We start from the raw sequence: 21,781 nt of genomic DNA, 5'->3' as shown, positions 1-21,781 counted from the left end.
TCAGTTTTCCTTCTTTCCGTTTGACATGCCGGGCTTGATGAGGACCTTGGTCCAACCCTTGGACCTGGCGTCGAAGTTCTTGTAGGCATCGGCGGCTTGGTCCAGCGAGATCTCGTGGGAGACGATCCACGAAGGGGTCGCCTTGCCGGCCGCGATCAAGTCCCGCAGCTGGCGGTTGTAACGCTTGACCGGGGCCTGACCGCTTCCCATGGTCTGACCCTTGAACCAATGTGTGCCGAAGTCGATGGCTGCCTTGCCCTGCTTGGCCAATTCGTTCTTGGCCCCCGGGTCCTGGGGGACGAACACGCCAACGGTGCCGATTCCTCCGGTGAAGCGGACCGCGTTGATGAGCATGTTCAGCGTGGCGGCGGTGTCCTCGTTGCCCTGGGGATCGTGGGCCTGGTAGCCCACGCATTCGCAACCACGGTCAGCTCCGAGCCCCATCGTCTCGTCCAGCACAGCCTGCACGGGGTCGACCTTGGAGTCGTCGATGGCGATCGCACCGATCTGCTCGGCCAGCGCGAGCCGGTCAGGGTGGCGATCGACCACCATCACCTTTGCTGCGCCCTTGATCATCGCGGACAGGGCGGCCATCAATCCGACCGGACCCGCCCCAGCGATCACAACGCTGTCGCCGGGTATCACGCCGGCCATCTCGGTGGCGTGGTAGCCGGTGGGGAAGATGTCAGAGAGCATGACGTAATCGTTCTCCCTCTCTTCCGCATCCTCGCCCAGGCGCAGTGCGTTATGGTCACCGAAAGGCACGCGGAGCAGCTCCGCTTGGCCACCGCCATAGGGCCCCATGTCGGCGAACCCATAGGCCGCTCCGGCGAATGATGGTTCGGGCTGGGTGGTGAGACAGTAGTTGGTCAGGCCGCGTTCGCAGTTCTTGCAGAATCCGCACGAGATGTTGAACGGGAGCACAACCCGGTCTCCGACCCTGACCTTCTCCACGCCACTACCGACTTCGATGACCTCCCCCATGTTCTCGTGACCGAACGTCCGGCCTACTTCGAAGGAGGTCCGCCCCTCGTACATGTGGAGGTCCGAGCCGCAGATGTTCGTCGTCGTTACCCTGACCAGGACATCGGTAGGGCGCTCGATCTTCGCGTCCGGGACGTCCTTCGTGCTGACCTGACGGGGTCCCTCGTACACCACTGCCTTCATGTCCACTCCGATCAGATTGTGTTGCTCTATGTCTTTCTGGCAAGGCCTCTCCGACGCCGGCCCCATCGCTAGACAGCGAACGCCCCCAGGAACCACGTGTCAAGGGGAGTTGACGTGTATCGATCGAGCCGGGACAATGCCCGGGTGCGTTGCTCGATCCCAGGGCATACGCTCTGTACACGCCTGCGGTGGTCGCGCCATTCGCCCTTGTGCTCGTTATCATCGTGACGTTGACAGCGGTTCTGATGATGAGCCAGCGAAATCGCCGAGCTCTTCGGTGTCGCACGATCAACCGTGTACCGAGCGATCCAGCGCGGCGGAGCGAACCCACCCGCCGCCTGACGACACCGAGCGAAGCGAGAAGGACGACACCGAGCGAAGCTACTCACACCCGTGACTCGACGTTGGTTGTGAGCAAGACTGGGCGACGGAGAGGTGGACCCCATGGCTGCGGACAAGACTGACGAATACGACCTGATCGTGCTGGGCGGAGGGCCGGTCGGCGAGAACGTGGCCGACCGCGCCGTGCAGAGCGGGCTGACCGCGATCATCGTCGAGAGCGAGCTCGTCGGCGGGGAGTGCTCGTACTGGGCGTGCATGCCGTCGAAGGCGCTGCTGCGTTCGGCGCAGGCCCTGCGCGCGGCCCAGCATGTCGCCGGCGCCAAGGAGGCCGTCACCGGGAAGCTCGACGTTCGCGCCGTCTTCGAGCGCCGCGACGGCTTCACGAGCAACTGGTCCGACGACGGTCAGGTGAAGTGGCTCGACTCGGCGGGCATCGATCTCGCCCGCGGTCACGGTCGTCTCACGGGCGAGCGTGAGGTCACGGTGACCGACCCCGACGGCGGCACGCGCGTGCTCCGCGCCCGCCACGCGGTCGCGATCAGCACGGGTTCGGATGCCGTGATCCCGACGATCGACGGACTGCGCGAGTCGTCGCCGTGGACCAGCCGCGAGGCGACCAGCGCCGAGGAGCTCCCCGAGTCCCTGGCCGTGATCGGCGGCGGAGTCGTCGCGGTCGAGATGGCGACCGCCTACGCGGCGCTCGGCTCGACGGTGACGATCATCGCCCGCAGCGGGCTGCTGGGATCGATGGAGCCGTTCGCCGGCGAGCGGGTCGCTGCGGGGCTGAAGGAGCTCGGCGTCGATGTGCGCACGGACACCGGCACGAAGAGCGTCACGCGCACCGCCGACGGCGTGGAGATCGTGCTCGACGACGGATCGACCGTGACGGCCTCAGAGGTGCTGGCCGCCACCGGTCGCTCTCCGCGCAGCGGTGACATCGGCCTCGACGTGGTCGGCCTGGAGCCGGGCCGCTGGATCACGGTCGACGACACGATGCGCGTGCCGGGGTCGGAGTGGCTGTACGCGGTCGGCGACGTGAACGGTCGTGTGCTGCTCACACACCAGGGCAAGTACCAGGCGCGTGCGGCCGGAGACGTGATCGCCGCCCGCGCCAACGGCGAGGATGTCGACGATGCGCCGTGGGGGCGTCACGTCGCCACGGCCGACAGCGCCGGCGCTCCCCAGGTGACGTTCTCGTTCCCCGAGGTCGCCTCGGTCGGGAAGACCGAGGCTGAGGCCCGCAAGGGCGGCACCGACGTCGCGGTCGTCGACTACGACCTGGGGTCGGTCGCCGGTGCGAGCCTCTATGAGGACGGCTTCGCGGGGCAGGCCCGACTCGTGATCGACAAGGAGCGCGACGTGATCGTCGGAGCGACCTTCGTCGGCCCCGAGGTCGCCGAGCTCGTGCAGGCGGCCACGGTCGCGATCGTCGGCGAGGTGCCGATCGCCCGGCTCTGGCACGCGGTTCCGGCGTATCCGACCATCAGCGAGATCTGGCTGCGGCTGCTCGAGTCCTACGGGCGGCAGTCCGCATGACTGCGTCGGGCGGATGCCGACAACGGATGCCGCGCGACGGCATCCGTTCCGGCATCCGCTCCGAACAGTCACCGGGAGACCTGGCGCGACCTGGCGCGACCGGAGCAGGATTGTTTCCCACATTGACGACCCCGGGCGCAACCCTCGGTTCAATGTCGCAGACCTCTTATACGCTCGAACACACATCCGAGGAGGCAGGACCATGAAGGCTGTACTCGCAGGAACCGTCATCGCCGAGGCCGACGAGAACGATCTCGCCCGCATCGAAGGCAACTGGTACTTCCCGCCCGCGTCGATCACGGAGGGGGCGCTCGTCGAGAGCCCGACCCCGTACACGTGCCCGTGGAAGGGCGAAGCCCAGTACTACTCCGTGCAGGCCGGAGGCGAGTTGCACACCGACTACGCATGGTCGTACCCGACGCCGTATCCGAGCGCCTTCGACCGCGTCGGCAAGGACTTCTCGGGCTTCGTCGCCTTCGATCCGCGGGTCGAGATCTCCGAATGACCTCTGTATGCCGCAGCCGGGGCGCTGACGCCCGCCTCGTCGATCGACCCTCCGGAGAGTAATCGTGATCGAGTTCCGCAACGTCACCAAGCAGTTCCCCGACGGCACGACGGCCGTGAAGGACTTCAGCCTGGTGCTGCCGTCTCGCAAGACGACGGTGTTCGTCGGATCCTCGGGATGCGGCAAGACCACCCTGCTGCGCATGATCAACCGCATGGTCGAGCCGACCTCGGGCGAGGTCGAGATCGACGGAGAGAGCGTGCTGGGCGGCGACCCCGTCGCACTGCGTCGCCGCATCGGCTACGTCATGCAGAACTCCGGGCTGATGCCCCACTTCACCGTGATCGACAATGTCGCCACCGTGCTCCGGCTCAACGGCGTGAAGAAGGCCGAGGCGCATCGGCGCTCGCGAGAACTGCTCGACACGGTCGGCCTCGATCAGTCGCTGGCCGAGCGGTACCCCAGCCAGCTCTCGGGCGGTCAGCAGCAGCGCGTGGGCGTCGCCCGCGGACTCGCCGCCGACCCGAACATCCTGCTGATGGACGAGCCCTTCGGCGCGGTCGACCCGATCGTGCGGGCCGATCTGCAGCAGGAGACGCTGCGGCTGCAGCACGAGCTCGACAAGACGGTGGTGTTCGTCACGCACGACATCGACGAGGCGTTCCTGCTCGGCGATCAGGTCGTGATCCTCGACAAGGGCGCCCGCATCGTGCAGGTGGGCAGCCCCAGCGAGATCATCGAGAACCCGGCCGACGACTTCGTCGCGTCCTTCATCGGCGCCGATCGCGGTCGCCGCGCTCTGCACCTCAAGGAAACCCCGCACGGCACGGTGGTGGTCGACTCCGAGGGGCGCACGCAGGGCGCGATCGTGTCGGAGGCCGAGAGGTCCGACGGTCCGCTGGCGGGCCCGGATGCTGCGGCGCTGGGGGTAACCGGGGGCGGGCTCACGTGAACTGGGTCTCGAACAACCTGGATCTGATCCTCGAGCTGACGGTCGTGCACCTGAGGCAGAGCATCATCCCGATCGTGCTCGGCTTCGTCCTGTCGCTCCCGCTCGGATGGGTCGCCTGGCGGTTCAAGCTCGTCCGGGGGCCGATCATCCTGCTCACGGGTCTGCTCTACACGATTCCCTCGCTCGCCTTGCTGATCCTGCTGCCCTCGGTCGTCGGATACTCGCCACGCAGCGAGGCCAACCTGATGGTCGCGCTCACCATCTACGCGATCGCGATCCTGGTCCGCGGAGTGTCCGACGGACTCGACTCGGTCGACGACGACATCCGCCAGGCGGCGACCGCCACCGGATTCGGGCCGTTCCGCCGCTTCTGGGCCGTCGAGTTCCCGCTCGCGGGTCCGGTGATCCTGGCGGGCCTCCGGGTGACCGCGGTCAGCACGATCTCCCTGGCGACCGTCGGAATCCTGATCGGCATCACGAATCTCGGCTATCTCTTCACCAACGGTCTCGACCGTCGCATCATCGCGGAGGTGTTCGCCGGAGTCATCGCCGTCGTGGTGATCGCACTCGTCATCGACCTGCTCCTGCTCCTCCTCGGGCGTGCCCTCATGCCGTGGACCCGCGCCACGACGAAGGCGACCGCCGTGCGGCCCGTCGCCGTGGGAGCGCCCGCATGAACCTCTTCCTCGAGGCTTTCGCCTGGATGTTCGCCCCGGCCCAGTGGACCGGCAACTACGCGCTGCCCAAGCTGCTGGGCGAGCACCTGACCCTGACGGCGATCTCCGTGCTCATCGCCGCGGCCATCGCCGTTCCGCTCGGGTGGCTGATCGGCCACACGGGCAGGGGGCGCGAGATCGCGGTGGCGGTCTCCGGTGCGGCGCGTGCGATCCCGGCCTTCGGCCTCATGATCCTGCTCGTGCTCCTGCTCGGCGTGCTCCGCATCCCCGAGGCCGCGATCACGACGTTCGTGCTGCTCGCGATCCCGTCTCTGCTCGCGGGCGCGTACACCGGTCTCGAAGCCATCGACCGGAGGGTGATCGACGCGGCGAAGGCCATGGGGATGACCGGCTGGCAGATCTTCTGGAAGGTCGAGGTGCCGCTCGGTCTGCCGCTTCTCGTCGGCGGCATCCGTTCGGCTCTGCTCCAGGTCATCGCGACGGTCACGATCGCCGCGTACGTGGGACTGGGTGGACTCGGGTATCCGATCATCCAGGGCATCCCGTTGCAGCGCTTCGACCAGGTGGTCGCAGGGGCGATCCTCGTGGCCGCACTCGCACTGCTGGTCGACCTGCTGCTCGCGGGTGCCCAGCATCTCGCGGTGCCGCAGGGCCTCCGCACCGGGGGGCGTCCGTCGAGTCGCCGCTCACGCTCGCTCGCGCCCGCAGCCGAGCCGTCGACCTCCGACGGCTCGACCTCCGACGCACTCACCTCCGAGGGTCGGACGCGAGTCGCGTCCGACACCGCCACAGCCTGAATCCACAGCACAGCAGTTCCCAGAAGTCCCCCAGAGAAGAGGAAGTCCATGTTCACAGCACGAGGCAAGCGCTCAGTCTTCGCCGTCGGCCTTGTCGCCGCGGCGGCACTCGCCCTCACCGCCTGCGGTTCGAGCGAATCGCTCGGCGAGCCCGCCGACTCGGGTGAGAGCTCGGGTGGCGACGCGATCGTCGTCGGCTCGCAGGCCTACTACTCCAACGAGATCATCGCCGAGATCTACGCGCAGGCCCTCGAGGCGGCCGACCTCACGGTCGATCGTCAGTTCAGCATCGGGCAGCGCGACGCGTACATGCCCGACGTCGAGTCGGGCGAGATCGACGTGTTCCCGGAGTACACGGGCAGCCTGCTCGAGTACATCTCGGACGACGAGGTCACCGTCACCAGCCCCGATGACGTCTATGCCGCCCTGCAGGAGGCACTGCCCGAGAGCCTCACGGCTCTCGACTTCGCCGAGGCGTCCGACCAGGACTCCTACACCGTGCTGAAGAGCTTCGCCGAGGAGAACGGCCTGACGACGATCGGCGATCTCGCGAAGGTCACCTCGCCGGTCACGATCGGCGCGGCGCCCGAGTTCGAGCAGCGCCCCTACAGCCCGGCCGCGGCCAAGGAGGTCTACGGCGTCGACCTGGCGTTCTCGGCCACCGGCCCGACCACGCTCGAGTCGCTGCTCGCCGGCGAGATCCAGGTCGCCGACATCTACACCGCCGACCCGGCCTTCGAGACCGAGGAGATCGTCGCTCTCGAAGACCCCGAGAACCTGATCATCTCGTCGAACGTCGTGCCGATCGTCTCGAGCGACGTCGCCGACGAGGTGTCCGACGTCCTCAACGCGATCAGCGCCAAGCTGACGGCGGAAGAGCTCGTCGCCCTCAACGTGCTGAGCACGGTCGACCAGGAGTCGCCGGAGGACATCGCCACGAAGTGGCTGGAAGACAACGACCTCGTCTGAGTTCGAGTCATCCTCGGCGAACGTGCCCGGCTCCGTAGGGGGCCGGGCACGTTCGTGAGGACGATGCGCGAGAGCGCGGGCGCAGAGCCGGGCGACGGTGCTCAGCCGACGCCGGCCAGTGCGCGCAGTCGTCGGGCGTCGCGTCGGAACAGATCGAGCTGCATGCCGCCCCCGTCCGCAGCATCCTTCCGTGCGTTGAAAGACCGATGCCACAGCGCCGCGCCGCCCAGGCGCCGCGCCGCCCAGGCGGCGCGGCGCTCAGCGTCATCGAACGGACGGCCGCGCACCAGCTCATAGGCCGTGAGAAAATCCTCCGACTGCTCGACCGTCGCGCACCATTGCACGACCCCGGCGGGCCATGCCGCTGCCGTGGATCCCACGGCAGCGCACTCGGGCAGGAGAGCCAGGCTGTCCCAGTCGTGGACGACATGGATGCGCCCGTCCCGCCACCGCACGTTCTGGTCCTCGAAGTCGGCGTGGGCGATCACGCGAGGTCGATCGAGCCCCCGCAGCACTTCCGCCGCCGCGCGCCCCGCATCGTCGACGTCGTCGGGCCCGGGACCGCGGATCTCAGCGCCGGGCGTATCGCGCGCGGGCCACACCGTATCCTCGGTGTGCGACCAGTTGACCCAGGGCGGCGCGTCCTCTCGGAGCTCGGGGAAGTCCTCTCCCGGGGGAGCTGCCGTGAGGAGCGCGAAGAACACCTCCGCGAAGTCGCGCGCGGCGTCACCGGCGGGGCCGCGTGCGCTGCCACCCGGCACCAGCCGCTCCGCCGAGATCGCCACGCCGTCACGGCGCCACGGACCGGCGAGGGGCTCGGGCAGCGGCTGTCCCGCCCGATGGAGCAGCGACTGCACCCGGGCGACGGCGTCGAGCCGCACCGAATCGGCTCTCACCTTGAGGACGACGCGCTCACCGGCGCTCGTCTCGATGCCGTACACCCGGCTGAGGTTGCCCGAGGCGAACAACAGCCGGTCGACCCGGGCACCCAGTGCGCTCGCGACGTCGAATCGCTCGATCAGCTCCTGCAGGGTCTCAAGGTCAGCGGGGTCGCTCGCGGGACTGCTCATCGTCGGCGGGCTAGATGCGGGCGTCCTGGCGGGGGATCAGCACCTGCTTGATGATGATGAGGATGGATGCCGCGACCGGCACCGCCACGAGAGCGCCGAGGAGTCCCAGCAGCGTGCCGCCGGCGAGGGCTCCGATCACGACGAGCGCGCCGGGCACGGCGACGGCGCGGTTCATCACTCGCGGAGTGATGACGTACGCCTCGATCTGCATGTACACGAGGTAGACGAGAGCGAAGATGAGCGCCGCGACGGGGTTGGTGAACAGGGCGAGTCCGGTGCCGATGATCCAGAAGATCACCGAACCGACGAGAGGGATCAGTGTGATGCAGAACGCGACGGTCGCCATCAGCGGCGGGAACGGCAGCCCGAGGAACATGTAGAGCAGGAATGCGAGCACGGCGTTGCAGAACGCGAGCACGACCATACCCATGACGTAGGCGCCCACCGAGTCGGTGATCTGATCCGTGATGTCGGCCGCGCGAGCGCGGTCGCGAGCGGGAGCGAGGCGCAGCATCCCCGCCTTGATCGACGGCAGTGTGGCGACGAAGTAGAGCGTGAGCACGAGCACGACGATGATGCCCGAGATGGCGTTGGCGATCGAGGCGCCGACCTGCAGGGCCCCACCGCCGATCGCGGCGATGTTGCCCGGATCGGTGAGGAACGTCTGCACATCGGCGACGAGGCTCTGGAACTGGTCGCCGAACTGGGCGTCGAGCGTGGCGTAGATGTCGCTGCGGGTGAACTCCTGGATCATCCCCGGCACCGACCGCACGAAGCTCGCGATCTGATCGATCACGACCGGCAGCACCATCCAGAGGATCAGACCGATCGCGACGATCAGCGCGAGGATCGCGACGACCACCGAGATCGCCCGGGAGAGGCCGCGACGCTCGAGGAACCGGACGGTGGGGTCGAGTCCGAGCGCCGCGAACAGCGCGAGAGCGATGTAGATGAGCACGGTCGACAGGTTGGCGATCGCGAGGCCGAGAACGATCGCGCCGAGTCCGCCGAGCGTCACGAGGAAGCCGAACACGAAGGGGCGATCGATGCGGGTCCAGAACGAGCGGGTCGACGGCAGCGGGTCGACCACGGTGGCGCGGTGCGCGGGCGCTGACGCGTGGTTCGGCTGCTCGGAGGCCTCCGGATGGTGAGACCCGGCCACCGCCGGTGGGGCGTCCGACGCATCGGCGGGTGCGGGGGCTGCGGTCGCATCCCTCCGCGAGGAACCCGTCCGCTGCGCCCCGGAGTCGTCTGCGGTGCTCGACGAGGGTTCCTGCTCTTCTCGGCTCATGTGCTCACGATAGCGTTCGTGCACGGCCGGGTTCAGGATCCCCGGCCCCGTCGGGGTGGGTCGTTCCGGCCCGTGTTTCCGTAGAGTGGGGGGCATGACCGCTGCCGAAGATCCCCGGGCTGAACTCCTCCGACTGCGCTCGAGCATCGACAACATCGACGCCGCACTCATCTTCATGCTCGCCGAGCGATTCCGCGCGACGCAGCAGGTCGGCCGCCTCAAGGCCGAGCATGAGATGCCGGCATCCGATCCCGGGCGCGAAGAGCAGCAGGTCGCACGTCTGAGGTCTCTGGCCGAACAGGCGCATCTCGACCCCGAGTTCGCCGAGAAGTGGTTCAACTTCGTCGTGGCCGAAGTCATCCGGCACCACACAGAGGCGGCCGAAGGGCGATGATCCGGTCGTCCGGGCGAGTAGCAGTGTGTGCAGCACCCACTCGCCCGGAGACCGAACTAAGTTTATTGAATAAACTATGATCGAGGGTACGCAGGACCCCGCGGTCTGTCAATGGAATCCGACATCGGGAACGAACCCATGCTGAACGGCGACGACGCACTCGACACGCAGGCCGCTGTCCGCCGGGCCAATCTGCGGCGGGCGCTGCAACTGGTGTTCCATGAGCCGGGCGCTCAGACTCGCGCGGGCATCGCTCGCGCGACCGGCCTCACCGCCGCGACGGCCTCGTCTCTGGTCGCCGAGCTCATCGAGATGCGGCTCGTCGCGGAGGGCGAGCCCGCCGCGAGCACCGGAGGCAAGCGGCCGACCACGCTCAGCATCGACGGGGATCATCACCTGCTGGTCGTGGTCGTCATCAGGCCCACCGACACCCGCATCGTTCTGATCGCGCTCGACGGCACCGAGGTCGACAGTCGGAGAGTCGCCTACACCGACGCCACGCGTGACCGGATGCTCGACGCCGCCGTCTCCGAGATCGCTGCCGCATACGCGGGGCGGCCTCTCGTCGCGGGGGTCCAGCTGCCGGGCACCACCGACGGACGACGTGTGTTCGAGAGCGTGCAACTCGGCTGGACCGACGTTCCGCTCGCAGATCGCTTCGAGGGGCTGCTCGGAGTGCCCGTGCTCCTGGTGAACGACGTCGACGCGGAGGCGATCGCCGAGGCGGCCACGGAGGACGAACCATCGGGCTACCGGCTGTTCGTGCACATCGGCACCGGCATCGGCGCTGCGGTCACGCTCGACGGCGAGCTCGCCCCGGGCCGTCACGACCGGGCGGGGGAGATCGGGCATGTGCAGGTGCAGTTCGGCGACGATGCGCGCGCGTGCCGGTGCGGACGACGGGGGTGCCTGGAGTCGGCGTCGTCCATGACGGCGATGCTCGGAGACGACTTCGACGACGCGATGGACGACTCCACGATTGCCGCGCTCGCGGCATCCGCGGACGGAGAGGTTCTGGCAGAGGGCGCACGGGCGCTCGCCCGCACGATCAAGCTCATCGCCGCCGTGCTGGATGCCGCCGAAGTCGTGATCGGCGGGCCGGCTCGGGCGTTGGGAGGCGGGTTCCTGCAGCTCGTGCAGGCCGAGATGGACTACACCGCGACCGGTACCGCGAGCGTGCCCGTGCGTTATGCCGACGCCGACGCCTCGATCTCGACCGGCGTCGCACAGGTGGCCTTGTCGAGCGCCCTCGGCGTGCGGTGGAGCCCGGCTCAGCTGCGCGCGGCATCCTGACACGCGCTTTCGAATCGCTCACTTTGCAGAAAAGCGGGTGCTGAAACTGCAAAGTAAGCGATTCGAAGGGGGCTATTTGACCGAACCCGCGGTCAGACCGCCGACGAGGCGCTTCTCGATGAGCATGAACAGGATGACGACCGGCAGGATCGCCACGATCGAGACGCCGAACACGTACTGCCAGCTGGTCTCGTACTGGCCGACGAACTTCGTCAGCGCCACCGACAGCGGCTGGTTCTTGTCGGTCGAGAGGATGACGAGCGATGCGGCGAACTCGTTCCAGCAGGCGACGAACGTGAACACGATCGCGGTCACGATGCCCGGCCACACCAGCGGCAGGTTGATCTTGAACAGCACGGTGAAGCGTCCGGCGCCGTCGATCTGGGCGGCCTCGTCGATCTCCTTCGGGATGCCGGCGAAGAACGAGTGCATGATCCAGACCGCGAACGACAGGTTGAACGCGGCGTTGATGAAGATCATCGCGGCCCAGGTGTCGCCCAGGCCCAGCACCGTGAACTGACGGAACAGGCCCGAGGTGAGTACGGCCGGCTGCAGCATCTGCGTGACGATCACGAGGAACAGGAAGACCATGCGCCCGGGGAACTTGAAGCGGGCCGTGTAGTACGCGGCAGGGAGCGAGACGAGCAGCACGAGCAGTGTCGCGAACACGGCGATGATGATCGTCGAGATCAGGTTGTACGGCAGCGGAGTCTCGGGGGTCGACCACATCGAGATGTAGTTCTCCCAGTGCCACTCGATCGGGAGGTACGTCGGATCGACCGAGCGGATCTGCGACTTCGTCTTCACGGAGCCGAAGAACATGATCAGGTACGGCAGCACGAAGATCGCCAGCACCAGGATGCCCGCGGCCATGCGCAGGATGACGCGCGGCAGAGTGACCTGGTCTTCGGTGTACCGGCGCTTGCGCCCGGGGATGCGGGGCGCGGCGTCGTCGCCTGCGGTCGTGACGAGGGCGGTCTCGGTCAGGGTCATGATCAGACCTCCTTCATGGGCTTGACGGCCTTGACGTAGATCGCGACGATCACGATCACGATGAGGAAGGCGACGACCGAGAGCGCGCTCGCGACGTCGACCTTCTTCTGCAGCTCGATGTACTTGAAGATCATCGTCATGATCGTGTCGGCGCCGTAGCCGGGAATCGATCCGGTCATCACCTTCAGGATCGGCAGCGAGTTGAACACGTTGATGATGTTGATGAGCACCGCGACCGCGAGAGCGCTGCGCAGCTGCGGCAGCACGATCGTCCAGTAGGTGCGCGCGGCACCCGCGCCGTCCATCTTGGCGGCCTCGAGGGTGTCGGCCGGGACCGTCTGGAGCCCCGCGAGGATCGTGTAGGTCGTGAACGGCAGCGATACGAAGATCGCGATGACGATCGACCACGCGAAGGCAGTCGCCGGGTTCTTGGTCCAGCCGTAACCGACCGCATCGTCCGACAGTCCGATGTCGTACAGGAACTTGTTGAAGACCCCGAAGTAGGGCTCGAGGCTGTAGTAGAAGACCATGGTCGTCATCACGACGGATGCCGCCCACGGAACGATCACGGCCATGCGCACGATCTGCCGACCGGGGAAGGCCTTGTTGAGGATCTGCGCGAGTCCGAGCGAGATGAGCACCGTGAAGGCCACCACCACCACGACCCAGACGATCGTGCGGAAGATGATGGGCCAGAACTCCGCGAACGTGAACACCGTCACGAAGTTGTCGAAGCCGACCGAGCCCTTGTCGAGGCCCGACAGTGAGATGTCGCGCGTGGAGTTGAAGAACATCACCGCGGCGGGGAACAGCACCACGCCGATGATGAGGAGGAGTGCGGGAGCGATCCAGGGCAGCGCCTGAAGCAGGTCCTTGCCGCCCGGTCTGCCGGCGGCGGCGCGCGAGCGGTCCGCCGGGGTGCGGGGGCGGCCGGTGGCCGCCCCCGCGAGGTTCGAGGATTCTTTCGTCTGGCTCATGGGAAAACCCGAACCTCTCCGTCAGTCGGTGTCGGTGGCGTCGGCGGGCCTCAGCCCGCGTCGACCTGTGCCTGGATCTCGGTCAGGACGTCCTGCGCGGGCTTCGACTGCAGCTGTCCGAACAGCGACTTGAAGGCGCCGTCCGTGGCCGACCACTTCGGGTTGGTCGACGGGTAGAACTGCGCGTCGGGAAGCACCTCGAGGAACGGAGCGAGCGCCTCCTCGCCGGAGAGCTGCTCGGCACCCGACTTGGTGACCGGCAGGAAGCCCTCGGCCTGCACCCACGGCACGTACACGTCGGCCGAGTAGTAGTAGTCGAAGAACTTGGTGATCGCCTCCTGCTTGTCGCCGTCGTTCTCGAAGGCCATCAGCTGGTCCATGACGCCGAGCGTGAACGGCGAGCCGTCCTTCGTCGGGATCGGGACGATCGAGTAGTCGAGCTCGGGATTGCCCTCCTCGATCTGGCCGACCGTCGGGGGCAGACCCACCTGCATGCCGATCTTGCCCTGGATGAAGATGTCCATCAGGGGCGAGCGCTGGGTAGAACCCGGGTCGGCCTGGGTGGCGCCGGCATCGATCATCTTCTTGATCTGCTCGGCACCGGCGAGGTTCTCGGGGGTGTCGATCGTGATCTCGGACGCGTCGCCGAACGATCCGCCGCCGCCCCACAGCCACACGGCTGCCTCGGCCTGCGCCTCTTCGGAGCCGAGCGGCATGCCGTAGCCGGCGACACCGCCGCCGAGCGCCGACACCTTGGTGGCCGCGTCGAGCAGCTCGTCCCAGGTCGTCGGAGCTTCGACGCCCGCCTGCGAGAGCAGTGCGTTGTTGACGAACAGCGCACGAGCGGATGCGATCAGGGGGAGCGCGTACGCGGTGCCGTCGACCTCGGCGTTCGCGAGGAACGCGTCCTGGAAGTCGGAGTAGGTCTCCTCCGAGACGACGTCCTCGACCGGGTAGAGCAGCTCGTCGCCGACGAACCCGGCGAACGGGCCGCCGTTGTAGATGTCGGGGGCTTCGCCGGCCTGGATCTTGGTCGAGACGACCTTCTCGAGGTTGTCCCACGACTGCACTTCGAGGTTGACCGTGATGTCGGGGTTCTCCTCTTCGAACCCCGCGATCACGTCTTCCCAGAGGCCCTTGGTGGCGTCGGAGTAGCTGGGGACCAGGAGGTCGAGCGTCGAGGCGCCATCGGAGTCGCCGCCGCCGTCGGTCGAACCGCCGAACCCGCACGACGCGAGCGTGAGCGTGGCGGTGGCCGCCAGGGCGACGGCGCCGAATCGCAGTGATTTCTTCATGTGTATTGCATTCCTCACTGTGTAGGTGGTGCACAGTCGCAAGCACATCTCACGCGACGGTGCGTGTGACCGCTTCTCGGGGGAGGAGCGGTCTGTCAAGCCGGTTCGGCTCGAAATACCCTCTGCGAACCGGTCCGACAGAGGGGGGGTGAAGCTGTTGTCTGATTATTTGTCAGGAGAATAAACAAATCAAGGAGTTTTCTTGCGCAATCTCCTTGAGTCGAAATACTATGATCGAATAGTCGTCAAAACAATCACAAACTTGCAACTTCTCGTCCGGAGGCCTGACATGACCGCTCTTCTGCCCGGCGCGCACATGCGCGAAGAACTGAATTCGCAGCCCGAGACATGGGCGCGTGCGGCCGATCTCCGCGACGAGCAGGCGACGCTGCCTGCACGCGGGGCACGCATCGCGGTTGTCGGCTGCGGCACCTCGTGGTTCATGGCGCAGTCGTACGCGTTCCTGCGCGAGACGTCGGGTCAGGGCGAGACCGACGCGTTCGCCGCATCCGAGGCGTTCACCGACCGCGGCTACGACGCCGTGGTGGCTCTGACCCGTTCGGGCACCACGACCGAGGTGCTCGAGCTCGTCGATCGCATCAAGGGCACGGTGCCCACGATCGGCGTGATCGGCGACGCGACCTCGCCCCTGGTCTCCCTCGTCGACGACGCCGTGGTGCTGCCGTTCGCGGATGAGAAGTCGGTCGTGCAGACGCGATTCGCGACCACGGCGCTCGCGCTCTTCCGCGCCTCCCTCGGCGAGGACCTGACGGGCGCGATCGACGACGCCGCTGCCGTGCTCGCCGCCGACTACGACGACGAGCTGCGCGATGCCGAGCAGTACTCGTTCCTCGGACGCGGCTGGACCGTCGGCCTCGCTCATGAGGCCGCGCTGAAGATGCGCGAGTCCTCGCAGTCGTGGACCGAGTCGTACCCGTCGATGGAGTACCGCCACGGCCCGATCGCGATCGCCGCACCGGGCCGCGTCACCTGGCAGTTCGGCAATGCGCCCGAGGGGCTGGCCGCTCAGGTCGAGGCCACGGGAGCGCGGTTCGTGCAGCACCCGATCGACCCGCTCGCCGACCTCGTGCGTGTGCACCGCGTGGCACTCGACCGTGCGGTGGCGCGTGGGCTCGACCCGGATCAGCCGCGCAACCTCACCCGCTCGGTCATTCTGGACGCGTGACTCGGTCGTCCGGCGGAGTGATCGATGACCAGCGCTGAGGATGCCGCGAGCATCGCCGACGTCGTGAGCGACGCATCGGGCGAGCGGCTCGCCGCCGCGCGTTCCCTGGGACGCGGAGCGCCGGTGCTGGCCTTCGACGTGGGCGGGACCGACATCAAGTCCGCCCTTTTCGACGCCGACGGCACCGCGCTCGGACTTCGCCGCACGCCGACTCCCGAGGCCGACGGCGATCGCACGGGGGTGCTGATCGAGCGTCTGGGCGTGCTCGCCGCCGAGCTGCGGGCCGACCATCCGGACGTCGTTCCCCGTGCGGCGGGGCTCGTGGTGCCCGGGATCGTCGACGCCGAGGCAGGGCTCGGAGTCTTCGCGAGCAACCTCGGCTGGCGCGACTCGCCCCTGCGCGACCTCGCCTCGGCGACGCTCGGCCTGCCGGTCGCGTTCGACCACGACGTGCGTGCGGCGAGCTGGGCCGAGCACCGCCTCGGCGGTGCACGCGCCTACTCGAACTCGGTGGTGCTCGTGATCGGCACGGGCATCGCGGGCGCTCTGCTGGTGGGGGGAGAGCCGTACACGGCGGGCGGCTATGCCGGCGAGATCGGCCACTCCCCGATCGCCGACGGGCCGGTGTGCGCCTGCGGTGCGCGCGGATGCCTCGAGGTGGTCGCGTCGGCGGGAGCCATCGCGCGCCGCTACCGCGAGGCGACAGGAGTGGTTCCCGACGGCGCCAGAGACGTGATCGCCCGTGCCGCCGCCGGCGACCGCATCGCCGCCGACATCTGGAACTCGGCGCTCGACGCCCTCACGCTGTCGCTCGCGCAGTTGACCGCCGTCGTCGCGCCCGAGGCGATCGTGATCGGTGGAGGACTCTCGCGGGCCGGCGGTGCACTGTTCGACGAGCTGCGCACCCGACTCGCCGCGCGACTGAGCTTCCATCGCCTCCCCGCGCTCGTGCCGGCCGAGCTCTCGGGCAACGCCGGGATCCTGGGCGCGGCGCTGCGCGCGAGGGAACTCGCATGATCCTCACGGTCACGCCCAACCCCGCGCTCGACCGCACCTGGCGCGTCGATCGGCTGACCCACGGTGAGACCCACCGGACGGACGCCGGAGCGGCGCGTGCCGGGGGCAAGGGCGTCAACGTCGCCAGGGTCGCCCATTCGCAAGGAGCCTCGGTGCTCGCGGTGTCGACCGTCGGGGGACGCACCGGGGTCGAGTTCGCCGCCGACCTCGGAGCCGGTGGCGTTCCGAACCGCCTCGTCCCGGTGGCCGGTGCCACGCGGCAGAGCGTGGCGATCGTCGACGAGTCGCGCGGCGACACGACGATCCTGAACGAACGGGGCGTCAACCCGGCCGATCCCGAGTGGGCCGAGCTGCTCGGCGAAGTGGTCGATGCCCTGCCCGGTGCACAGGTGCTCGTGATCTCGGGCAGCCTGCCGCCTGGGGCGCCCCCGACCCTGTTGCCCCTGTTGATCGGCACCGCCCGAGACGCCGGTGTGCCCGTGATCGTCGACACGTCCGGCCCCGCCCTGCTGCACGCGGCCGACGCCGGAGCATCCGTCGTCAAGCCCAACGCCGCCGAGCTCGTCGAGGCGACCGGCATCAGCGACCCGGTCGGTGGCGCCCGCTCGCTCACGGCGCGCGGCGTCGAACTCGTGCTCCTCTCGCTCGGAGCGCGGGGGATGCTCGCCGTCACCGCGTCGGAGGTGCTCCATGCGCGTCTCGATGCGCCGCTCGCAGGCAACCCGACCGGGGCAGGCGACGCCGGAGTGGCCGCCTGCGCCGTGCTCTACGCCGACGGCATCCGCGACCCTGCGATGATCCTGACGCGCGCGACGGCGTGGTCGGCCGCCGCCGTGCTCATGCCGCTGGCCGGCGAGATCTCCGACGAGTGGCCGGCGCTCGAATCGCGCCTGATCGTCACGCCCTACGACCCCACCGCTCGAGAGGAACGTCTGTGACCCTGGTATCCGCCCGAGAGCTGGTGACGGATGCCGCATCCCGCGGCACCGGCATCGGCGCGTTCAACGTGATCCACCTCGAGACCGCCGAGGCGCTCGTGCGGGCCTCGACCCTGGCCCAGCTGCCCGTCATCCTGCAGATCTCGCAGAACTGCGCCGACTATCACGGCGGACTCGAGCCGATCGCGGTGGCCACGCTCGCCCTGGCGCGGCGTGCTGAGACTCCGGTCGCGGTGCATCTCGATCACGCCGAGCGACCCGAACTCGTCGACGAGGCCATCTCGCTCGGCTTCGGCTCGGTCATGTTCGACGGCGGCGCGCTGCCCTACGACGAGAACGTCGCGATCACGGCAGCCGTCGCCGCACGCGCGCACGCGGCCGGGGTGTACCTCGAAGGCGAACTGGGCGAGGTCGGGGGCAAGGACGGCGCACACGCCCCGGGAGTGCGCACCGACCCCGACGAGGCCCGGGCGTTCGTCGCAGCGACCGGCGTCGACGCGCTCGCCGTGGCGGTGGGGTCGTCGCACGCCATGACCGACCGCACCGCATCCCTCGATCTGGCGCTCATCGCACGCCTGCGGGAGGCGCTGCCGGTGCCGCTCGTGCTGCACGGATCGTCCGGTGTGGCGGATGCCGTCATCGACGCCGCCGTGCGTGCAGGGATGACGAAGATCAACGGCTCGACGCATCTCAACGGTTTCTTCACGCGAGCGATCCGCTCGACGCTCGCCGCCGACCCCGGGCTGGTCGACTCACGGAAGTACCTCGCACCGGCCCGCGAGGCGCTCGCCGCAGAGGCCGCTCGCATGCTGCGGCTGTTCGCCCTGGAATCCGGCGATGCCGCCGTGGGTGTCGCGGTGGCACGATGAGCGCCGGAACCCGGGCAGGATGATGACATGAAGCGAGCCGCACGCCTGAACGCGATCCTCGACCTGCTGGCCGCGGACGGCGAGGTGAACGTCGACGAACTGGTCGAGCGCTTCGGTGCCTCGGCCGCGACCACGCGCCGCGACCTCGACACGCTGGCCGAGCAGCGCCTGCTCACCCGCACCCACGGCGGAGCCGTCGCGCACGACGTCGCCTACGAGTTGCCCGTGCGCTACCGCAGCCATCAGCGGACGCAGCAGAAGGAGAGCATCGCGCAGGCGGCGGCCGCGCTCGTCGCACCCGGCATGGTCGTCGGGCTCTCGGGCGGAACCACGACGACGGCGATCGCCGCAGCGCTCGCCGCGAGGGACGATCTCGCCGCAGGATCGGGCATCACGGTCGTCACGAACGCGGTGAACATCGCCGCCCAGCTCGCCACCCGCCCCGACATGAAGGTCGTCGTGACGGGAGGCGTCATCCACTCCCGCAGCTACGAACTCGTGGGTCCCTTCGTCGAACAGTTGTTGCGCGGGGTGCGTCTCGACATCGCCTTCATCGGGGTGAACGGGATGGATGCCGCGGCGGGCGCCACGACGCAGGACGAACGCGAAGCCGCCGTGAACCGCATGATGGCGGAGCGCGCTCGCCGCGCAGTGGTCGTCACCGACAGCAGCAAGATCGGCACGGTGACGTTCGCAGCCGTCGGCGGCCCGGAGCTGTTCCCCGTGCTCCTGACCGACGACGGCGCGGACCCCGATTCCCTGGCCGCGTTCCGCGACGCGGGCTACGAGGTTCTGATCGCCTGATCGCCTGATCGCCTGGCGGCGCGGAGCGGGGGTGCCGCGACCCCTCTCGCGGCACCCCCCAGTAGATGGTGTCCCTGTCGTTCCCTCACACTCCCCAGTGCACGAGGGTCCCCAGTTCGACTGCGCCTCCCTCGCGCTTCGTTTCCGAAGCCCTTCGCCGGGCACCTTCTGGAGATAAGGAGCGCACCACCGATGTTCTGATACATCGACTGGAGAAAAGTTTCAGAGCCCGCTGCCGTGGCACTGGAACGGTGCGCTCACTCCCGTCGATTCGGCCGCCGCGGCCAGCGCGACCGCCGGCCTCGCACCCGCCGCCAGCTCGACGTGCACGGCGGCGAGCAGCTCACAGGCGACGTCGTCTGCGACGACCACGGGGGCGGCGATGACGCAGCCCGTGCCGGCATGCAGCCAGACGCGTGTCATCCCCAGCGCCTCCTCGCCCCAGCGCACCGACGAGCGGCCCAGCTCGCACGCCGACAGCACCACGGTCTCGGGTGGGCGCGAGATCAGGTCGACGTCGTATCCGAACAGCGTGCCGTCGGCGAGTTCGAATCCCGAGAACATCGGATTGTCCACCGCGTGGCGACCGTGGGCGGCGATGTGCAGCACGTCGACCTGCTCGGCGAGCTCGGTGACGGCCGACACCCGTGCGTGCTCGCCGGTGAGCACACGTGCGTCGCCCCACGACGAGGCGGCCCGCCGCACCTCCTCCTCGGCGCGCACGACGCGAGGGCCGGTCGCGAATCCGGCCGTCACGGCCCTCATGGGCGATTCGGGAGGCATCGCGGTGCGATCGGGGTCGCCGAGCAGGCGCGACACCGAGGTCGCGATCGTGAACGGCGTGCCGCGCATCCCGGGAAGCATCGCCCACGGGATCCCGCCCAGCATGCCGGGCACCGTGAGCGCGAGCTGTGCCGCACCGCCTGCCGCGGCGAGGACGGGCGCGAGGAGGGCGTCGTCGAGCCGTCGCAGCCTGTCGTCGAGCGAGCGCGCCACGACGCGCGCCATCGAGCCCCCATGAGTCAGCGCTGCCACATCGTGGTCGGCGCGGAGTCCGTCGAGCGCGGACTCGATGCGCGGCAGCGACAGCTCGACGATCGACGAACCGGATGCCGTCACGACCACGCACAGCAGATCACGGCGAGTGAACACGTACGCGAGTATCGCGGTGTCGTCGCCCAGCCGAGACCGTGTCTCGCTGAGCCCCAGGCGTTCATGGCTCCCGCCGACGCCGGTCGACGACCACTGCCGGTCGCGCACCCGGTCGCGCAGCTCGCGCACGCGGGCATCGGTCGTCCAGTCCGACCCCGCGAGGTCGGCGCGCAGCATCCGCAGTTCGGCCAGGTCGGCGGCGAGGTCTCCGTCGTGCGGCGGGCGCACCGGGGCGACGTGCTGGCTCAGATGCCTGGCACGCTCGGACCACTCGAACAGCACCTCGGGGTCGCGAGACCGGGCGGCCGCCGCGAGACCCGTGAACATCAGTTCGGTGCCGTGCATCGCCACAGACGCCTGCAGGTCGAGGGCGCCGAACGACTGCTGCCACGCGGCGAGAAGGTCGAGTCCTTCGGCGGCGATGCGGCGAGCCCGTGCATCCTCGCCCCGGGCGGCGGCACGCAGTGCTCGCATCTCGTACGCGCGCAGCCGCAGCGGCGTGGGGGCGTCAGCGGAGAGCCGGGGCAGTCGCCCACCGTCGGCCAGTCGGGCGGTGAGCGAGACGGCCGTGGCTTCGGTGCGGAATCCCCCTCGGGTGAGGGCGTCGACGGCATGGGCGAACTCCGCGGCGCTCGGCGGCTTCTGCGGTCGGGTTCGCAGTCGGGCTTCCAGGCGCACCGCCTCGGCGCGGGCGGCCCATCCCTCGCTGCCCAACGCGGTGAAACGGCGGGCGGCTGTCGCGGCGGCCCGTTCGGCCGATGCGACGTCGTGTCGCAGCAGCGATCGGGCGAGATGGAACTCCGCTTCGCCTCGCGCCTGCCGCATGCGCTGCGCGCCGAACCGCACGGCGACCGCACCGAGCAGCTCCTCCGCCTCGGTCGTGAGGCCGGCGTCGCGCAGGACTTCGGCACGGTCGAGGTCGCTGATCGCGGCCGCGAGGTCGCTCGTCGCGGCGAGGATCGGGCGCGATCGGGTCATGAGAGCGAGCGCGGTGACGAGGTCGCCGCCCAGCAGTGCGGCGTAGCCGAGGTTGTGGCGAGCCTCGGCGAGGGGCTCCTCGGCTCCATGGGCCTCGTATGCGGCGATCGCCCGCCGCAGATCGGCCGTGCACGCGTCGAGCCGGTGTCGCTGCATGCCGACGATCGAACGGCTCATCAGACAGTTCGCGCTCTCGATCGAGCCGTCCTCGAGCGCGTCGATCGCCCGGGTGAGAAGCACATCAGCCTCGTCCAGGCGTCCGCCGTGCAGCAGCAGCGTGCCCAGCTGCCCGTTCGCGAGTGCGATGGTCGCGTCGCTGAGGCCCGGCCGCGACAGCGCCTCGCGCGACAGCTGCTCGGCCTCGGCCGGCCGACCCGTCTGGGCGAGCACATAGGCCATGGTCCCGTCGATGCGCGCGCGCAGATCGGCGTCGTCGGTGCGGGCGGATGCCGCGGTCAGCGCGCGTCGAGCCTGAGCGAACCGTCGGGAGTTGGCTGCGTCGACGCCGCGCTGATGCAGCTCGAGAGCAGACAGGGGCATTGCACCAGAATGCCGCTATGTCTGACCGCAGGGAAGTGT

20 protein-coding genes and 1 pseudogene are annotated in these 21,781 nt (G+C 68.9%); 14 read left to right on the top strand and 7 right to left on the bottom strand.

Annotated features, from left to right (window positions below; translation table 11 throughout):
- Complete coding sequence (locus tag RWO82_RS06295) at positions 1-1,167, bottom strand: glutathione-independent formaldehyde dehydrogenase (RefSeq protein WP_314424836.1); 1,167 nt, start codon at positions 1,165-1,167, stop codon at positions 1-3.
- 255 nt (positions 1,168-1,422) lie between these two features.
- Here RWO82_RS06295 and RWO82_RS06290 point away from each other — a divergent pair.
- The 7 genes and pseudogenes from RWO82_RS06290 to RWO82_RS06260 form a co-directional block, all read left to right on the top strand.
- Positions 1,423-1,509 (top strand): annotated as a pseudogene (locus tag RWO82_RS06290) (helix-turn-helix domain-containing protein); the annotation flags it as partial.
- 102 nt (positions 1,510-1,611) lie between these two features.
- The gene (locus RWO82_RS06285; RefSeq protein WP_314424834.1) at positions 1,612-3,045 is read left to right on the top strand and encodes an NAD(P)/FAD-dependent oxidoreductase; all 1,434 of its coding nucleotides are present in this window, start codon (positions 1,612-1,614) and stop codon (positions 3,043-3,045) included.
- A gap of 202 nt (positions 3,046-3,247) precedes the next feature.
- Positions 3,248-3,550, top strand: a complete 303-nt coding sequence (locus RWO82_RS06280; protein ID WP_314424832.1) for a DUF427 domain-containing protein — start codon at positions 3,248-3,250, stop codon at positions 3,548-3,550.
- A 64-nt stretch (positions 3,551-3,614) separates the two neighbouring features.
- Positions 3,615-4,502 carry an ATP-binding cassette domain-containing protein gene (locus RWO82_RS06275; protein ID WP_314424830.1) on the top strand — a complete coding sequence of 296 codons (888 nt, stop codon included), beginning with the start codon at positions 3,615-3,617 and terminating at the stop codon, positions 4,500-4,502.
- Positions 4,499-5,179 (top strand): ABC transporter permease subunit, encoded by a 681-nt coding sequence (locus RWO82_RS06270; protein ID WP_314424828.1) that lies wholly within the window; start codon positions 4,499-4,501, stop codon positions 5,177-5,179. Before RWO82_RS06275 ends, RWO82_RS06270 begins: the two co-directional genes overlap by 4 nt.
- Entirely contained in the window at positions 5,176-5,976 is an 801-nt protein-coding gene (locus RWO82_RS06265) for an ABC transporter permease (RefSeq protein WP_314424826.1), read from the top strand. The genes RWO82_RS06270 and RWO82_RS06265 overlap by 4 nt, the downstream gene beginning before the upstream one ends.
- Positions 5,977-6,024: 48 nt before the next feature.
- Positions 6,025-6,945 (top strand): ABC transporter substrate-binding protein, encoded by a 921-nt coding sequence (locus RWO82_RS06260; RefSeq protein WP_314424824.1) that lies wholly within the window; start codon positions 6,025-6,027, stop codon positions 6,943-6,945.
- A 101-nt stretch (positions 6,946-7,046) separates the two neighbouring features.
- On the opposite strand, the gene RWO82_RS06255 is transcribed toward RWO82_RS06260, so the two are convergent.
- Complete coding sequence (locus RWO82_RS06255) at positions 7,047-8,015, bottom strand: phosphotransferase (protein ID WP_314424822.1); 969 nt, start codon at positions 8,013-8,015, stop codon at positions 7,047-7,049.
- 10 nt (positions 8,016-8,025) lie between these two features.
- The gene (locus RWO82_RS06250) at positions 8,026-9,306 is read right to left on the bottom strand and encodes an AI-2E family transporter (RefSeq protein WP_314424819.1); all 1,281 of its coding nucleotides are present in this window, start codon (positions 9,304-9,306) and stop codon (positions 8,026-8,028) included.
- 94 nt (positions 9,307-9,400) lie between these two features.
- Here RWO82_RS06250 and RWO82_RS06245 point away from each other — a divergent pair, with 94 nt between their 5' ends.
- The gene (locus tag RWO82_RS06245; protein WP_241795736.1) at positions 9,401-9,700 is read left to right on the top strand and encodes a chorismate mutase; all 300 of its coding nucleotides are present in this window, start codon (positions 9,401-9,403) and stop codon (positions 9,698-9,700) included.
- Positions 9,701-9,811: 111 nt separating this feature from the next.
- A complete protein-coding gene (locus tag RWO82_RS06240; protein WP_314424815.1) occupies positions 9,812-10,993 on the top strand; it encodes an ROK family protein in 1,182 nt (393 codons plus the stop codon).
- A gap of 72 nt (positions 10,994-11,065) precedes the next feature.
- Here the strand turns inward: RWO82_RS06240 and RWO82_RS06235 are convergent, their stop codons facing one another.
- From RWO82_RS06235 to RWO82_RS06225, 3 genes are read right to left on the bottom strand one after another with little or no spacing between them, the layout of a single operon-like run.
- Complete coding sequence (locus tag RWO82_RS06235) at positions 11,066-11,986, bottom strand: carbohydrate ABC transporter permease (RefSeq protein ID WP_194285985.1); 921 nt, start codon at positions 11,984-11,986, stop codon at positions 11,066-11,068.
- A 2-nt stretch (positions 11,987-11,988) separates the two neighbouring features.
- The gene (locus RWO82_RS06230; RefSeq protein ID WP_314424812.1) at positions 11,989-12,963 is read right to left on the bottom strand and encodes a sugar ABC transporter permease; all 975 of its coding nucleotides are present in this window, start codon (positions 12,961-12,963) and stop codon (positions 11,989-11,991) included.
- Positions 12,964-13,013: 50 nt separating this feature from the next.
- Entirely contained in the window at positions 13,014-14,258 is a 1,245-nt protein-coding gene (locus tag RWO82_RS06225; RefSeq protein WP_314424809.1) for an extracellular solute-binding protein, read from the bottom strand.
- Between the two features lie 289 nt (positions 14,259-14,547).
- Here RWO82_RS06225 and RWO82_RS06220 point away from each other — a divergent pair, with 289 nt between their 5' ends.
- From RWO82_RS06220 to RWO82_RS06200, 5 genes are read left to right on the top strand one after another with little or no spacing between them, the layout of a single operon-like run.
- Positions 14,548-15,444: a sugar isomerase gene (locus tag RWO82_RS06220; protein WP_314424807.1), complete on the top strand. Its 897-nt coding sequence runs from the start codon at positions 14,548-14,550 to the stop codon at positions 15,442-15,444.
- A 24-nt stretch (positions 15,445-15,468) separates the two neighbouring features.
- On the top strand, positions 15,469-16,461 hold the full coding sequence (locus tag RWO82_RS06215; RefSeq protein WP_314424804.1) for an ROK family protein: 993 nt from the start codon (positions 15,469-15,471) through the stop codon (positions 16,459-16,461).
- Positions 16,458-17,399: a 1-phosphofructokinase family hexose kinase gene (locus RWO82_RS06210; RefSeq protein ID WP_314424801.1), complete on the top strand. Its 942-nt coding sequence runs from the start codon at positions 16,458-16,460 to the stop codon at positions 17,397-17,399. Before RWO82_RS06215 ends, RWO82_RS06210 begins: the two co-directional genes overlap by 4 nt.
- Positions 17,396-18,268 (top strand): class II fructose-bisphosphate aldolase, encoded by an 873-nt coding sequence (locus RWO82_RS06205; RefSeq protein WP_314424799.1) that lies wholly within the window; start codon positions 17,396-17,398, stop codon positions 18,266-18,268. Before RWO82_RS06210 ends, RWO82_RS06205 begins: the two co-directional genes overlap by 4 nt.
- A 27-nt stretch (positions 18,269-18,295) precedes the next feature.
- Positions 18,296-19,072, top strand: a complete 777-nt coding sequence (locus RWO82_RS06200; protein ID WP_314424797.1) for a DeoR/GlpR family DNA-binding transcription regulator — start codon at positions 18,296-18,298, stop codon at positions 19,070-19,072.
- Positions 19,073-19,294: 222 nt separating this feature from the next.
- Here RWO82_RS06200 and RWO82_RS06195 read toward each other — a convergent pair whose 3' ends face one another.
- Positions 19,295-21,742, bottom strand: a complete 2,448-nt coding sequence (locus tag RWO82_RS06195; RefSeq protein ID WP_314424795.1) for a CHAT domain-containing protein — start codon at positions 21,740-21,742, stop codon at positions 19,295-19,297.
- Between the last annotated feature and the right edge of the window lie 39 nt (positions 21,743-21,781).

Source organism: uncultured Microbacterium sp. (genome assembly GCF_963521645.1).
Lineage (GTDB): Bacteria > Actinomycetota > Actinomycetes > Actinomycetales > Microbacteriaceae > Microbacterium.
This window is presented reverse-complemented; position numbering and strand designations above follow the sequence as displayed.

What these genes read in the sequence shown, in the direction of transcription:
- RWO82_RS06295 (WP_314424836.1), bottom strand. Translation starts at nt 1,167, where the DNA reads ATGAAGGCAGTGGTGTACGAGGGACCCCGTCAGGTCAGCACGAAGGAC.
- RWO82_RS06285 (WP_314424834.1), top strand. Translation starts at nt 1,612, where the DNA reads ATGGCTGCGGACAAGACTGACGAATACGACCTGATCGTGCTGGGCGGA.
- RWO82_RS06280 (WP_314424832.1), top strand. Translation starts at nt 3,248, where the DNA reads ATGAAGGCTGTACTCGCAGGAACCGTCATCGCCGAGGCCGACGAGAAC.
- RWO82_RS06265 (WP_314424826.1), top strand. Translation starts at nt 5,176, where the DNA reads ATGAACCTCTTCCTCGAGGCTTTCGCCTGGATGTTCGCCCCGGCCCAG.
- RWO82_RS06260 (WP_314424824.1), top strand. Translation starts at nt 6,025, where the DNA reads ATGTTCACAGCACGAGGCAAGCGCTCAGTCTTCGCCGTCGGCCTTGTC.
- RWO82_RS06255 (WP_314424822.1), bottom strand. Translation starts at nt 8,015, where the DNA reads ATGAGCAGTCCCGCGAGCGACCCCGCTGACCTTGAGACCCTGCAGGAG.
- RWO82_RS06250 (WP_314424819.1), bottom strand. Translation starts at nt 9,306, where the DNA reads ATGAGCCGAGAAGAGCAGGAACCCTCGTCGAGCACCGCAGACGACTCC.
- RWO82_RS06245 (WP_241795736.1), top strand. Translation starts at nt 9,401, where the DNA reads ATGACCGCTGCCGAAGATCCCCGGGCTGAACTCCTCCGACTGCGCTCG.
- RWO82_RS06240 (WP_314424815.1), top strand. Translation starts at nt 9,812, where the DNA reads ATGGAATCCGACATCGGGAACGAACCCATGCTGAACGGCGACGACGCA.
- RWO82_RS06235 (WP_194285985.1), bottom strand. Translation starts at nt 11,986, where the DNA reads ATGACCCTGACCGAGACCGCCCTCGTCACGACCGCAGGCGACGACGCC.
- RWO82_RS06230 (WP_314424812.1), bottom strand. Translation starts at nt 12,963, where the DNA reads ATGAGCCAGACGAAAGAATCCTCGAACCTCGCGGGGGCGGCCACCGGC.
- RWO82_RS06225 (WP_314424809.1), bottom strand. Translation starts at nt 14,258, where the DNA reads ATGAAGAAATCACTGCGATTCGGCGCCGTCGCCCTGGCGGCCACCGCC.
- RWO82_RS06220 (WP_314424807.1), top strand. Translation starts at nt 14,548, where the DNA reads ATGACCGCTCTTCTGCCCGGCGCGCACATGCGCGAAGAACTGAATTCG.
- RWO82_RS06215 (WP_314424804.1), top strand. Translation starts at nt 15,469, where the DNA reads ATGACCAGCGCTGAGGATGCCGCGAGCATCGCCGACGTCGTGAGCGAC.
- RWO82_RS06210 (WP_314424801.1), top strand. Translation starts at nt 16,458, where the DNA reads ATGATCCTCACGGTCACGCCCAACCCCGCGCTCGACCGCACCTGGCGC.
- RWO82_RS06200 (WP_314424797.1), top strand. Translation starts at nt 18,296, where the DNA reads ATGAAGCGAGCCGCACGCCTGAACGCGATCCTCGACCTGCTGGCCGCG.
- RWO82_RS06195 (WP_314424795.1), bottom strand. Translation starts at nt 21,742, where the DNA reads ATGCCCCTGTCTGCTCTCGAGCTGCATCAGCGCGGCGTCGACGCAGCC.